Here is a 14,496-nt window from a genome sequence, read left to right as displayed (position 1 = left end):
GTGTCAGGCCCGGGCCGCCGCGGGCTCGGGGGTGCCGTCTTCGGCCGCGGCCCGTTCCAGCCCGGTCTGGGTCTGCAGCGGGGTTTCCTTGATGGCCAGGATGGCCACCAGCGTGATCAGCGAGAGCGCACCGGCGATCACGAAGATCACCGCGGTGCCGTCGCCGTAGGCGGCGCGGACGATGTCGCCGATCAGCGCGGGCAGTTCGTTCAGGCTGCCGATGCCTACCTCACCGGAGCCCGGCGGCACGGTCACGCCCGCCGCGCCGAGGCCGTCGGTGGTGCGCTGGGAGACCTGGGCGGCCAGCACCGCGCCCAGCACCGACACCCCGACCGTGCCGCCGAGCGAGCGGAAGAAGGCCACGGTGGAGCTGGCCGCGCCCAGGTCGGTGGCCGCGACGGTGTTCTGCACCGCCAGCACCAGGTTCTGCATGGTCATGCCCATGCCGGTGCCCAGCACGAACAGGAACACCCCGAGCACCACCATGTTCGTGGTGTGGTCGATGGTGCCGAGCAGGCCGAACCCGCCCGCCATGGCGATCGCGCCCGCCACCAGGAAGCCCTTCCACCGGCCGTACTTGGTGATCAGCAGCCCGGACAGGGTCGAGGACAGCATCGAGCCGACGATCATCGGCAGGGTCAGCAGCCCGGCCGCGGTGGGTGAGTAACCGCGGGCGATCTGGAAGTACTGGCCGAGGAACACCGCGCCGCCGAACAGCGCCGTGCCGACCGCGATGCTGGCCACGGTGGCCAGCGTGGTGGTGCGGTCGCGGAACAGGCGCAGCGGGATGATCGGCTCGGCCGCGCGGCTTTCCACCAGCACCGCCAGCCCCAGCAGCACCACGCCCAGCGCGATCAGCAGCAGCGAGGTGCCCGAGCCCCAGCCGAAGCTGTCACCCGCCAGCGTCACCCAGATCAGCAGGGTGGACACCCCACCGGCGATCAGCCCGGCACCGAGGTAGTCGACCTTGATCGGCCGCTTGACCACCGGCAGGTTCAGCGTGCGCTGCACCACCACCAGCGCGATCACCGCCAGCGGCACGCAGACGTAGAAGCACCAGCGCCAGCCCAGCCACGAGGTGTCCACGATCAGCCCGCCGAGCAGCGGGCCCGCCACCGTGGCCACCGACATCACGATGGAGATCGGGCCGGTGTAGCGGCCGCGTTCACGCGGGCTGATCATCGCCGCGATGGCGATCACCACCAGCGACTGCAGACCGCCCAGGCCCAGGCCCTGCAGGGCGCGCCAGGCGATCAGGGTGCCCGCCGACTGCGCCAGCCCGGCCAGCACCGAACCGAGGGTGAACACCACGATCGACAGCTGCACCAGCAGCTTCTTGCTGACCAGGTCGGCCAGCTTGCCCCAGATCGGGGTGCTCGCGGTGGAGGCGAGCAGGGTCGCGGTGATCACCCAGGTGTACTGGCTCTGCGAGCCGTGCAGGTCCCGGATGATGGTGGGCAGCGCGTTCGAGACGATGGTGGAGGACAGGAACGCGGTGAACATCGCCAGCAGGAGCCCGGTGAGGGCTTCGACCACCTGGCGGTGGGCCATGCGCCCGCTCTCCTCGGCGGCGGGTGCCGGTGGTGCCGGCGGGTTCACGGGGGACGTGGGCGAAGCCACTGGGTGTTTCTCCTTGCTCAGGGTGCCGCGGTGGTGCGGACGTTGCGGATGTCGGAGTTGAGCCGGCGCAATCCGGCGATGAGGACCTCGGCGTCCTCTTCGGCCCAGTCGGCCAGCGCGGCGGCGACCAGTTCGGCGTAGCGCGTGCGGTGGGCCTCGAGGCAGCGTTCGCCGTCGCCGGTGACGGCCAGCAGCCCGGCCCGCCCGTCACCCGGGTCGGGCCGTCGCCGGAGCAGGCCCGCGCGTTCGAGCTGGGCGACCTGCCTGCTGATCACCGACGGGTCGACGGCGAGCCGCTCGGCCACCCGCCCGAGCCGCTGCTCCCCCTCGCGGTGCAGCAGCGACAGCAGCGCGAGCGCCGGTGGGCCCAGCTGTTCGTGCTGGTGGGCGTGGTGCTGGACGGCGCGGCCGGAACGCGTGAGCGCACGCAGCGCGTCGAGCAGTTCGGCCGCGGTCGCCGAGGAGAGCACGTGAACCTCCGTAGTTGTTTGCCAACTACAACTATAAGATACTTGCTTAGGTTATACAACTTTCCCGCCGAGTAAGTTGGTGCCACTGACCTCGCGGGGGGACCGACCATGGCCCAGGGCACGCGGATCCGGCCGATCGCCGGAGCGCTGCGGGACAACGCCGACCGGCTCGCGGGCAAGCTCGCCTATCGCGACGCCCGCCGGTCGATCAGCCACGCCCAGCTGGCCGCGCGCACCGAGCGGCTGGCCGGGCACCTCGCCGGTTACGGCGCCGGGCCCGGCACCCGCGTCGCACTGCTGCTGGGCAACACCATCGAGGCGGTCGAGGCACTGCTGGCGGTCACCAGGGCGGCCGCGGTCGGCGTGCCGCTCAACCCGCGCGGCTCCGACGCCGAGATCGAGTTCCAGCTGCGCGACTGCGCGCCGGTGCTGGTGATCACCGACCCCGCCCACGAACCCCGGGTCCGCCGGATCACCGACCGGCCGGTGCTGGTCACCGGCCCCGGCTACGAGGACCTGGCCACCACCGCTCCCCCGGCGCCGCCGCCGGACGACCTGCCGCTGGACGACCCGGCGTGGATCCTCTACACCTCGGGCACCACCGGCCACCCGCGTGGCGTGGTCTCCAGCCAGCGGTCGGTGCTGTGGAACGTCGAAGCCTGCTACGAATCGGTGCTCGGGTTCGGCGAGCACGACACCGTGCTGTGGCCGTTGCCGCTGCACCACGCCTTCGCGCACACCTTCTGCGTCATCGGGGTCGCCGTGGTCGGCGCGAGCGCGCGCCTGCTGCCCGGGTTCACCGCCGAGGAAACCCTCGACGCGCTGCGCGAAGGCGGGTACACCGCGCTCGGCGGGGTGCCCGCCACCTACCGCCAATTGGTGGCCGCCACCGACGGCACCGTGCGCGGGCCGCGCATCTGCATCACCGCGGGCGCACCGAGCAGCCTGGAACTGCGTGACGCCTTCGAGCGCGCGTTCGGCACCCCGCTGCTGGACGGGTACGGCTGCACCGAGGCCTGCGGCAAGATCACCATGGCCGCGCCGGGTGATCCGCGGTCGGCGGGCAGCGCGCTGGTGCCCGGGCAACAGGCCCGCATCGTCGACCCGGACACCGGGGCCGGCCTGCCCGGCGGGGACGAGGGCGAGGTGTGGGTGCGTGGCCCGAGCCTGATGCTCGGCTACCACGGCAGACCCCCGCTGGCCCCCGGTGAGTGGTACCGCACCGGTGATCTGGGCCGGTTCACCGAGCACGGGCACCTGGAGATCACCGGCCGGGTCAGCGAACTGATCATCCGCGGCGGCGAGAAGATCCACCCGGCCGAGGTCGAACGGGTGCTGGCCGCGCTGCCCGAGGTCACCGACGTGGCGGTGGCCGGGCGGGCGCACGAGGTGCTCGGCGAGGTGCCGGTGGCCTACGTGGTCGCCGCGCCGTTCGAGCCGGACCGGCTGCGCGCGGCCTGCCGCCGCGAACTGGCCGCGATCAAGGTGCCCGCCGAGTTCCACCGCGTGGACCACGTGCCGCGCACCGGGTCCGGCAAGATCCTGCGCCACCAGCTCACCGCCGTGGCCCCGGACCTGCTCGACCTGGTGCTGCGGGAGACCGCGGCGGCCGCCGGGCTGACCGAGCACGACGTGCTCGCGCCCGACCGGCCGTTCAGCGAACTCGGCATCACCTCGCTCAGCGCGGTCGACCTGCGCACCCGGCTCAGCGAGCGCACCGGCCTGGCCCTGCCGGCCACCCTGGTCTTCGAGTTCCCGACCCCGGCGCAGGTGGCCAGGCACCTGAGCGAAGCCGAACCACCCGAGCGCGCGCCGGTCACCGCCACCGCCGCCGAGCCGATCGCGATCATCGGCATGGCCTGCCGCTACCCCGGCGGGGTGCGCAGCCCGGAGGACCTGTGGCGGCTGCTGGTCGAGGAGGTCGACGCCACCTCGGAGTTCCCGGCCGACCGCGGCTGGGACCTGGCCGGGTTGTTCGACGACGACCCCGACCGGGCCGGGCACTCCTACACCCGCCGGGGCGGTTTCCTGCACGACGCCGCCGAATTCGATCCCGCGCCGTTCGGCATCTCCCCGCGTGAGGCGCTGGCGATGGACCCGCAGCAGCGGCTGCTGCTGGAAACCGCGCTGGAGGCGTTCGAGCGAGCCGGGATCGATCCCGGTTCGCTGCGCGAGAGCGACACCGGGGTGTTCACCGGCCTGATGTACGACGACTACGCCGCCCGCATCCGGCACGTGCCCGGTGAGCTGGAGGCGCAGCTGGGCCTCGGCTCGGCGGGCAGCGTGGCTTCGGGGCGCATCGCCTACACCTTCGGCCTGCGCGGCCCGGCGATCACCGTGGACACCGCGTGCTCCTCGTCGCTGGTGGCCCTGCACTGGGCGGCCGCCGCGCTGCGGGCCGGGGACTGCTCGCTGGCGCTGGCCGGCGGAACCGCGGTGATGTGCACGCCGAACTCGTTCATCGGGTTCAGCCGCAGCCGCGGGCTGGCCCCGGACGGCCGGTGCAAACCGTTCTCCGCCGACGCCGACGGCACCGCCTGGGGTGAGGGCGTCGGCCTGCTGGCGCTGGAACGGCTCTCCGACGCCCGCCGCCACGGGCACCCGGTGCTGGCCGTGCTGCGCGGATCGGCGGTCAACTCCGACGGCGCGTCGAACGGGCTCACCGCGCCCAGCGGCGCCGCGCAGCAGCGGGTGATCCAGCGCGCGCTGGCCTCGGCCGGACTGCACCCGGCCGAGGTGGACGCGGTGGAGGCACACGGCACCGGCACCACGCTCGGCGACCCGATCGAGGCCAGGGCGCTGATCGCGGCCTACACCGCGGGCCGCCCGGCGGACCGGCCGCTGCAGCTCGGCTCGATCAAGGCCAATCTCGGGCACACCCAGGCCGCGGCCGGGGTGGCCGGGGTGATCAAGGTGGTCGAGGCGATGCGCCACGGGCTGCTGCCGAAGACCCTGCACGTGGGCACGCCCACGCCGCACGTGGACTGGTCGGCCGGGGTGGAGCTCACCGACCGCACCCGGCCGTGGCCGGCCACCGGGCGGCCGCGGCGGGCGGCGGTGTCCTCGTTCGGCATCAGCGGCACCAACGCCCACGTCATCCTCGAACAGGTGCCCGCACCCGAGCGGGAAGCGACCGGGGCACCGGCCGGGCTGCCGTGGCTGCTCTCCAGCGCCACCGACGTGCGGGCCCAGGCCGCGAAACTGGCCGGGGTGGTGACGGGCCTGCCCGCCGCCGAGGTCGGCCACGCCCTGGCGCGGCGGCCGGCGTTCAGCCACCGCGCCGCGGTGCTCTCGGCCGCCGCGCTGCCCGCGCTGGCCGCGGGCGAACCCGATTCGCGGGTGATCACCGGGACCGCCGCCACCCGGGGGCAGCTGGCCTACCTGTTCGCCGGGCAGGGCGCGCAGTGCCTCGGCATGGGCGAGGACCTGCGGGAGTTCCCGGTCTTCGCCACCGCCTTCGACCACGTCTGCCGCTTCCTCGACCCGCTGCTGGAACACCCGCTGCGCTCGGTGATCACCGGCACCGACCGGGCCCTGCTGGACCGCACCGACTTCGCCCAGGCGGCGCTGTTCGCCTTCGAGGTGGCGGTGTTCCGGCTGCTGGAGTCGTGGGGGCTGCGGCCGGACCAGCTGGCCGGGCATTCGATCGGGGAACTGGCCGCGGCGCACGTGGCCGGGGTGCTCTCCATCCGCGACGCCGCCGAACTGGTCGCCGCGCGGGGGTCGCTGATGCGGGACCTGCCACCGGGCGGGGCCATGGTGGCGATCGAGGCCGGTGAGCGGGAGGTGCTGGCGAGCATCACCGGGCTGGAGGACCGGCTGGCCGTGGCGGCGGTGAACGCACCGCGGTCGGTGGTGGTCTCCGGCGCCGAAGCCGAGGTGCTCGCACTGGCGGGGGTGTTCGCCGCGCAGGGACGCCGCACGAAACGGCTGGAGGTCAGCCACGCCTTCCACTCCCCCCTGCTCGAACCGATGCTGGGCAAGTTCCGCGCGGTCGCCGAAGGACTGTCCTACCGCGACCCGGTGCTGCCGGTGGTGTCCGGGCTGACCGGGCGGATCGCCGAACCGGGCACGCTGAGCACCGCCGACTACTGGGTGCGCCACGCCCGCCGCGCGGTGCGGTTCGCCGATGCGGTGCGCACGCTCGCCGGTGCCGGGGTCACCCTGTTCGCCGAGATCGGGCCGTCGTCGGTGCTCACCGCGCCCGCGCAGGAGTCCGCCGACGGGGTGTTCGCCCCGGTGTCGCCGTCGGTGCCCGCCGCGGTGGCCCGGTTGTGGGTGCACGGCGCCGAGGTGGACCGGGCGGCGATGTTCGGCGGCACCCCGGTCGCCGAACTGCCCACCTACGCCTTCCAGCGCTCGCGGTTCTGGCTGGACGACACCGGCGAGGACCCCATGCTCTCGGCCGGACGGCCGATCGCCGGCACCGGGAAGACGTTGTTCACCGGGGTGCTCTCGGTGCGCACGCACCCGTGGCTGGCCGACCACCGGATCTCCGGCACGCTGGTGGTGCCCGCCGCGGCGCTGGTGGAGATGGCGCTGCAGGCCGCCGACGCCACCCTGGCCGAGTTCCTGCTGCGCACGCCGATGGTGCTGCCGGAGACCGGGGAACTGGCCGTGCAGGTGCTCATCGACGACACCGGCGGGCTGACCCTGCACGCCCGCCACGGCGACACCGCGCCGTGGGTGCTGCACGCCACCGGCCGGGTGGCGCCCCAGGACGAGCCACCCGCCGGGGACGACTGGCCTGCCTTCGAATCCGACCTGGCCGGGGTGGACATCGCCGCGGCCTACGCCTCGCTGGCCACCCGCGGTTACGACTACGGCCCGGCCTTCCAGGGGGTGCGCTCGATCCACCGCGAGGGTGACACCGTCTACGCCGAGGTGCGGGTGCCCGATCCGGGCCGGTTCGCCCTGCACCCGGCCCTGCTGGACGCGGTGGTGCACGCCAAACTGCTCGCCGACGGCGCGAACGGGCCGATCCTGCTGCCGTTCGCCTGGACCGGGGTGCGCCTCTACGCCACCGGCGCCACCGCCGTGCGGGCCCGGCTCACCCCGGCCGGGCGCGACGCGTTCGCCGTGGCCGTCGACGACCACCACGGCAATCCGGTGGCCCGCATCGATTCGCTGGTGACCCGGCCGCTGCCGCCGGACGCGCTGCCCTCCGCCGAAGCCGACAGCGCGCTGCTGCGCCCGGTGTGGCGGCCGGTCCCGCGGGGCACCGCGCACCGCGAGTTCGACGTGCGGCCGCTGACCGATCCCGCCCCGGACGTGGTGGCGCGCACGCACGCACTGGCCACCCGCACGCTGGGGTGGCTGCACGAATCCCTCGACGCGGACCGGCCGCTGGTGCTGGTGGCCCCCGGCGGTGACCCGGCGACCGCCGCGGCCTGCGGGCTGGTCCGGGTGGCCCAGAGCGAGCACCCCGGCCGGTTCGTGCTGGTCGACGGGGACCCGGCCGACCACGAACTGCTCGCCGCGGCGGTGGCCACCGGCGAACCGGAGGTGTCCACACGCGACGGTCAGCTGCGGGTGCCGCGGCTGAAGGTGGCGCCACCACCGCAGGGCAGGCGCACCTTCGACCCGGACGGCACGGTGCTCATCACCGGTGGCACCGGCGCGCTCGGCGGGCTGCTGGCGCGGCACCTGCTCACCCGGCACGGGGTGCGGCGGGTGGTGCTGACCAGCCGCCGCGGCCCGGCCGCGCCGGGGGCGGCGGCACTGGCGGAACTGGGTGCCGAGGTGGTGGCCTGCGACGTCGGCGACCGGGCGGCGCTGGCGCAGCTGCTGGCGCGGACCGGGCCGCTGGAGGCGGTGGTGCACGCGGCGGGGGTGCTCGACGACGGCGTCCTGACCGCGCTGACCCCCGAGCGGCTGACCGCGGTCCTGCGGTCCAAGGTGGACGGCGCGTGGTGGCTGCACGAACTCACCGATCCGGCGGCGTTCGTGTTGTTCTCCTCGGCCGCGGGCATCCTCGGCAACGCCGGGCAGGGCAACTACGCCGCGGCCAACGCCTTCCTCGACGGCCTGGCCCGCCACCGGCGCGCACTGGGCCTGCCCGCGTTGTCGCTGGCGTGGGGCCAGTGGCACACCGAGCACGGCATGGCCGCGCACGCCGGTGCCCCGTCCATCGTGGCCCCGATCCACGCCGAGCACGGGCTGGCGTTGTTCGACGCCGCGCTTTCGGCTGACGAGCCGGTGCTGGCGCCGATCCTGCTCGACCAGAGCGCGCTGCGCCCCGGTCAGCCGGTGCCGCCGAGGTTGCGGGGGCTGCTGCGGCCGGTGCGCTCGGTGGCCGCCGCCCCGGCCGGCGCCCCCTCGCGGCGGCGGGACCGCAGCCCGCTGGAACTGGTGCTGCAAGCCATCGCCGACGTGCTGGGGCACCGCGACACCAGCGCGATCGAGCCGGACAAGGCGTTCTCCGGCCTGGGTTTCGACTCGCTGACCGCGGTGGAACTGCGCAACCGGCTGGCCGCGCTGCTCGACGTGCAACTGGCCGCGACCGTGGTGTTCGACCACCCGACGCCCGCGTCGCTGGCCGCGCACCTGGCCACCCAGCTGGGCACCCCGCCACCCGCGCCGCCCTCGGGCACGCTGGCCTCGCTGTACCGGCGGGTCTGCGAGGCCGGTCAGGTGGTCGCGGGCATGCACATGCTGATCACCGCGTCGCTGGCGTCACCGAGTTTCGGTGCCGCCGACCGGGACGCGCACCGGGTCACGCCGACCACCCTGGTCCGCGGTGACCGGGCGCCCGCGCTGATCTGCCTGCCCTCGTTCAGCCCCGGCCCGGCCGAATACACGCGGCTGGCGGCGTTGTTCGACGGCGAGCGCGACGTGCACGTGCTGCCGCACCCCGGTTTCGATGCCGGCTCCGCCGTTCCGGCCGACCGGGAGGCACTGGTCGAGGTGCACGCCGACGCGGTGCTGGAGCTGGCCGCGGGCCGGCCGTTCGTGCTGGCCGGGCGGTCGACCGGGGGCAGCGCGGCCCACGCGGTCGCCACCCGGCTGGAGCGGGCCGGTACCCCGCCCGCCGGTGTCGTGCTGATCGACACCTACCACGTCACCACGGAGAACCAGACCGAGGAATGGCTGCTGCGGCTGCCCGCGCACGGCGCGCTCACCCTCGGTGAGGCGTTCGACGCCGTACCGGACGGCGCGGTCGCCGCGATGGGTGCCTACACCCGCGTGTTCCTCGACTGGCACCCGGAACCCACGAAGATCCCGACGCTGCTGCTGCGTGCCGCCGAAGCGGCCGCGGAGCAGGACTGGCCGCTGCCGCACGAGCTGACCCGGGTGCCCGGCGACCACTTCACCGTGCTCGACGAGCACGCCGCCACCACCGTCGAGGCCATCCGCACCTGGGAGGCCGCCGAACGCCGGGACGGTTGACTCACCCGGGTGGCGCTGCCGGCCGCAGCGGAATCCAGTTTCGCGCGCCGAACCTTCGAAGCCGACCGGATCCGCACTGTCCAATCAGGTCACGACGCTGAGCGGAGCCGGTCACGCGGAGGACCGCAAGGCCGGGTCCGGCCGCCCCCGCCGGACCCGGCCGCGCCTGGCGCACGTGGCTGCCCTGCGCAAGATCAGCGGCGCTTGGCGACCAGCAGGCGGGCACGGGGCTGGTGGACCCACTCCCCCTCGGGAGCGCGCCGCAGGAACTCCGCACGCAGGTCCCGCGCGAACTCCTCACCGCGGGCGTTGATCAGCGGGCGCAACGGGCCGGAGCGGATGTAGGCCGTGAACAAGGACTCCGCGTTCGCGTGGGTCATCGGGTGCGTGACGTACTCGTCGCGTTCGATGACGGTCTCCCCCAGCGACGCGGTGAGCTGGTCCTCCCACGACCGGTCCGACGGCTCGACGTGCGGGCGCAGCACTTCCCGCATGACGGCGAACGGCCCCTCGGCCTCGGTGTGGCCCGGCCAGTAGGCCACCGACAGCCGCCCGCCCGGGCGCAGCGCCGCGGACCAGGCGGACAGGGCGGCGGCCGGGTCGGGCAGCTGCTGCAGGCCGAACACCGACACCACGGCCGCGCACCGCCCGCTCCACCGGGATTCCAGCACCGCCGCGTCGCCTTCGAGCACCGACACCCGCGGGTGCCCGGCGGCACGGGCGGCAGCCAGGCGCACCATGCCCGCGGACAGGTCGATCCCGGTGATCTCCCGGCCGGGGAAGCGTTCGAGCAGCGGCTCCAGTTCCGGCAGCGTGCCGCAGCACGGCACCAGCACCGGCCCGTCCGGCAGCGGTCCGAGCGCGTCGACCGCGGTGCGCACCCACGGCGCGAACCGCGGCACGAAGTACGCCTCGTAGCCGTCGGCGGCTTCATCCCAGGCGCGGGCCAGCTCGTTCACGGGTCTCACGATACCGAGCCGCCTTTGTCACGAACCCGCCGGAGCACGGGCGTTTCCCCGCTCCCGCGCGGTAACGTGCGGTCCCATGCGAAGGGGGAAGGGCCACGGGGTGAGCCCGTGGCGCCAGGCACCACGGGCGGCCTGGTCCAGTCCGCTGACCCTGCTGGTCGCCGGGGTCACCGCGCTGCTGTCGTGCTTCCTGGCCGGGGCGGCGGTGCTGCACGCCTCGGCGGCCGGTGGCGCGACGCTGGCGAGTCAGGCCGAAACCACCTGCCCCGACCTGTACGGGCCCTCGTTCACCCAGCGCGACGTGCCCGCGGCCCAGGTGCCGGTGACGCTCGACGCGGTCAGCCGGCACGCCGCCGCCCACGGCTTCGGTGCACCCCGGCTCTCGATGTACACCCGCGACCTGCCCAGCGTCGAGTTCGGCGGCACCGGCTACAAGGTCCGCCTCGGGTACACCGACGGCGGCCTGGACCAGCTGAAGCTGCTCGACGGCACGCGCGCGCCGGGGCTGTGGATGGGCCGGGACCTGTTCACCCCGGCCGGGCTCACCCTCGGCGTGCGCGGGGAACGGGGCAGCCTGCCGCCGATCGTCGGGGTGCACGAGGACCTGCGCAATCCGGCGCCGCGCTGGTGGTGCTCGCAGCAGGCGCTGGCGGTGCAGCAGCGGCTGATCGACCCCGCCGGTGGCGCGATCGTGTTCGCCACCGGCCGCGACAGCTTCTTCGCCGCCGCGGCCGCCGCGGGCGCACCACCGCTGGAATCGGCGCGGATCACCTTCGACACCCCCGCCCCGGTGACCGTCGCCGAAGCCGACGACCAGACCCGGCGGGCGAAGGACCTGGTCGCCGCGGTGCTGGCCGACCTCGGCCCGGGCACCCGGATCGACGCCGGGGCGCCGTTCGCGATCTCCCGCGACATCGGGCACCTGGCCCAGGGCAACGTGCGTGACTCGATCCTGCCGCTGGCCGCGCTCAGCGTGCTGGTCGGGCTCGGCGGCATCGCCACCGTCGGGCTGCAGTGGTACCAGCGCCGGTACCGGCACGTGCGGCTGCACCTCACCCGGGGCGCCGGGCCGCTGGCGCTGGGCGGGCTGGCGGTGGCCGAACTGGGAACGGCGCTGCTGGCCGGTGGCGCGGTGGGCACCGGGCTCGCGCACGCCCTGCTCGGGGTCTACGGCCCGCCGGGTGCGGCGAGCACCCCGGCGAGGTGGTTCTCGGCCGCGGTGGCGGCCGGGGTGCTGCTGCTTTCGGTGCTGGTGCTGGCCGGGGTGGTCGCGGTGCGGGTGCACCGGGAGTTCCAGCTGGGCCGCGGGCACGGCGGGCGCGGCAGGCGGGTGCTGTTCTGGCTGCCGTGGGAACTGGGCACCGCGGCGCTGGCGCTGGCGGGCTGGCTGCGGCTGACCGCGCGGCCACCGCTGAGCGCGGCCGATCCGGTGCCGCCGATCGACCCGCTCGCCCTGACCTACCCGGTTTTTGTGGTGCTGACCGCCGGGCTGCTGGCCGCCCGGCTGGGCTGGCTGCTGCTGGCCGCCTCCCACCGCGCCCGGTTCTGGTCGCGTCCGGTGTTGCAGCTGGCGATCCGGCGGCTGGCCGGCGCCCGCGCCCCGGTGACCGGGGTGCTGGTGATCGGTGTGCTCGCGCTGGGCACGCTGGCCGCGGGCAACGGCATCGCCGAAGCCCAGCGGACGGCACTGGAAACCAAGTCCGGGCTGTTCGTCGGCGCGAACTCCCGCGCCGACACCGAATCACCGATCGGCACCGGCGAGAGGCCGCTGCCCGAGCCGTTGCGCGACACCAGCACCGTGGTCGGCGAACTGACCGGCACCGGCAGCGTGGTGCTGGTGGTCGACCCCGCTGCGTTCGCCCGAACGGCCTGGCTCGGCGACTTCGACCCGGCGCTGCTGGACGAGCTCGGCCCCGCGGGCCCGGCCGGGGTGCCCGCGCTGCGGATCGCGCACCGGCCGGACCAGAAGGCGGCCCTGCCCGGCCTCGGGGTGGCCGCCCCGGTCGCCGACCTCCCCCTGTTCCCGATCATCGGCGGCAAACCCGGCTACGTGATCTCCCGCGCCGCGCTGTCCCCGGCGCAGCTGCGCGCCGTGCCCAAGTGGACGGTGCTGTCGGAGTTGCCGGTGGGTGAACTGACCGGGGCGCTGGCGGCGGCGAGCCTGGCGCACCCGAACGCGGTCAGCCGCCAGGGCGCGCTCGACGCGCTGCCGTTCCACCTGGTGGAGTGGAGCTTCAGTTTCGTGGTGGTGCTCGGCGCGGTGCTCGGGGTGGTCGCGGTGCTGGCCCTGCTGGTGGCGGTGGAGGTCCGGCGGCGGCAGAACGCGCTGGCCGGGGCGCTGGTGCTGCGCATGGGCCTGCGCCCGCGGGCGCTGCTGCGCAGCCACCTGATCGAACACGGCGCACTGGCCGGGACGGCGGTGGTGACCGGGGTGGCCTGCGGGGTCGTGGTCGCGGCGATCTCCGCGCCGCGGTTCGACCCGGCGCGCTGGCTGGCGCCGCGTTCGGTGCCCCCGGACCCGACGTGGTTCGTGCTCGGGGTGCTCGCCACCGCGGTGCTGGTGGTGGCGCTGGCGGGCTGGATCGCGGTGCGCTCGGTGCGCACCGCCCGGACCGCGGAGTTGCTGCGTGCCTGAGGTCCCGATGTTCCAGCTCAGCGGCGTCGGGGTCGACTACCCGACCCCGGCCGGGGTGGTGACCGCCGTGCACGGGGTCGGGCTGACCGTGCCGCACCGGGGGCTGACCGTGCTGGCCGGGCCGTCCGGCTCGGGCAAGTCCACGCTGCTGCGGGTGCTCGGCCTGGTCGACCGCCCGTCCCGGGGGCAGGTGCGCTTCGACGGCACCGACACCACGCGCCTGGGGCACCGGGCGCGCCGGCTGCTGCGCCGCGACCACCTGGGCGTGGTCTTCCAGCACCCGGTGGACAACCTGCTCGAATACCTGTCCGTGGCCGACAACCTGCACGCGGCGGCGCGGTCCGCGCGGCGCCGGTGTGACGCCGGGGCGATCCTGGACCGGCTGGGGCTGGCGCACACCGCGGACTGGCAGCTCAGCGCGTTGTCCGGCGGGCAGCAGCAGCGGCTGGCCTTCGGCTGCGCGCTGGCCAGGGAATCGGCGGTGATCCTGGCCGACGAACCGACCTCGCAGCTGGACGACGCCTCCGCGGACCTGGTGCTGGAAACCATCGCCGGCCTGGTGGCCGACGAGTTCACCGTGGTGGCCGCCTCCCACGACGACCGCCTGGTCGCGCTCGGCTCGCACGTGGTGCGGCTGGCCGGAGGCCGGGTGGCGGCATGAGCGAACCGGCAGAACCGGCACTGCGCGCGGTGGGGCTGCACCGGCGGTTCACCCATCCCAGCGGCGACGTCGAGGTGCTGCGCGGACTGGAGCTGCAGGTGCACGCCGGGGAGCTGACCACCGTCGCCGGGCGGTCGGGGTCGGGCAAGAGCGCGCTGCTGGCGTTGCTGGGCGGGTTCGACTCCCCCGACTCCGGTTCGGTGTACCTGGACGGGGTGCCGATCGGCGACGCGCCGCCGTGGCACACCTGCGCGGTGCTGCCCCAGGCGCTCGGGCTGGCCACCGAGCTGACCGTGGCGGAGAACGTGGCGCTGCCGCTGCGGTTGCGGCCCACCGGGGAGGACATCGCGGCGCGGGTGGCCGGTCTGCTCGGCGCGCTGGGTGTGGCCGCGCTCGCCGAGCGGTACCCGGCGGAGGTCTCGTTCGGCCAGCAGCAGCGGGTGGCGCTGGCGCGGGCGGTCAGCGGCAGGCCGAAGGTGCTGCTGACCGACGAGCCGACGGCCCACCTCGACGGCGCGAGCATCCAGCCGGTGCTGCGGCTGCTGCGGGGGTGCGCGGCCGAGGGCGCCGCGGTGGTGGTCGCCACGCACGACGACCGGGTGCACGAGATAGCCGATCGGCGGGTGCGGTTGCTCGACGGGGTGCTCACCGCGGCGTTGGATTGATTTGTTCGGCGGTGGTTTTCGGCGGGGATGGCTTTGTCAAGGCCGGAAAGATGCCTTGACAAGGCCATCCCCGCCGGGTTTTTGGCTG

At 74.8% G+C, this 14,496-nt stretch carries 7 protein-coding genes; 4 read left to right on the top strand and 3 right to left on the bottom strand.

What is annotated here, in order from left to right; genetic code table 11:
* Positions 1–3 precede the first annotated feature (3 nt).
* Both AC07EG_RS22495 and AC07EG_RS22490 read right to left on the bottom strand, forming a co-directional pair.
* Positions 4–1,551, bottom strand: a complete 1,548-nt coding sequence (locus tag AC07EG_RS22495) for an MFS transporter (protein ID WP_478255108.1) — start codon at positions 1,549–1,551, stop codon at positions 4–6.
* Positions 1,552–1,637: 86 nt separating this feature from the next.
* Positions 1,638–2,090: a MarR family winged helix-turn-helix transcriptional regulator gene (locus AC07EG_RS22490; RefSeq protein ID WP_478255107.1), complete on the bottom strand. Its 453-nt coding sequence runs from the start codon at positions 2,088–2,090 to the stop codon at positions 1,638–1,640.
* 108 nt (positions 2,091–2,198) lie between these two features.
* Here AC07EG_RS22490 and AC07EG_RS22485 point away from each other — a divergent pair, with 108 nt between their 5' ends.
* Positions 2,199–9,479, top strand: a complete 7,281-nt coding sequence (locus AC07EG_RS22485; RefSeq protein WP_478255106.1) for an SDR family NAD(P)-dependent oxidoreductase — start codon at positions 2,199–2,201, stop codon at positions 9,477–9,479.
* A 194-nt stretch (positions 9,480–9,673) separates the two neighbouring features.
* Here AC07EG_RS22485 and AC07EG_RS22480 read toward each other — a convergent pair whose 3' ends face one another.
* Positions 9,674–10,438 carry a class I SAM-dependent methyltransferase gene (locus tag AC07EG_RS22480; protein ID WP_478255105.1) on the bottom strand — a complete coding sequence of 255 codons (765 nt, stop codon included), beginning with the start codon at positions 10,436–10,438 and terminating at the stop codon, positions 9,674–9,676.
* Between the two features lie 85 nt (positions 10,439–10,523).
* Between AC07EG_RS22480 and AC07EG_RS22475 the strand changes: the two genes are divergently transcribed.
* Genes AC07EG_RS22475 through AC07EG_RS22465 form a run of 3 tightly spaced genes read left to right on the top strand, consistent with a single transcriptional unit; the run spans position 10,524 to position 14,408 of the window.
* Positions 10,524–13,082, top strand: coding sequence for an FtsX-like permease family protein (locus AC07EG_RS22475; protein ID WP_478255104.1), 2,559 nt, complete (start codon positions 10,524–10,526; stop codon positions 13,080–13,082).
* A complete protein-coding gene (locus AC07EG_RS22470) occupies positions 13,075–13,743 on the top strand; it encodes an ABC transporter ATP-binding protein (RefSeq protein WP_478255103.1) in 669 nt (222 codons plus the stop codon). The genes AC07EG_RS22475 and AC07EG_RS22470 overlap by 8 nt, the downstream gene beginning before the upstream one ends.
* Positions 13,740–14,408, top strand: coding sequence for an ABC transporter ATP-binding protein (locus AC07EG_RS22465; RefSeq protein WP_478255102.1), 669 nt, complete (start codon positions 13,740–13,742; stop codon positions 14,406–14,408). The genes AC07EG_RS22470 and AC07EG_RS22465 overlap by 4 nt, the downstream gene beginning before the upstream one ends.
* Positions 14,409–14,496 lie beyond the last annotated feature (88 nt).

This window comes from Amycolatopsis sp. NPDC045836, from assembly GCF_056431745.1.
This window is presented reverse-complemented; position numbering and strand designations above follow the sequence as displayed.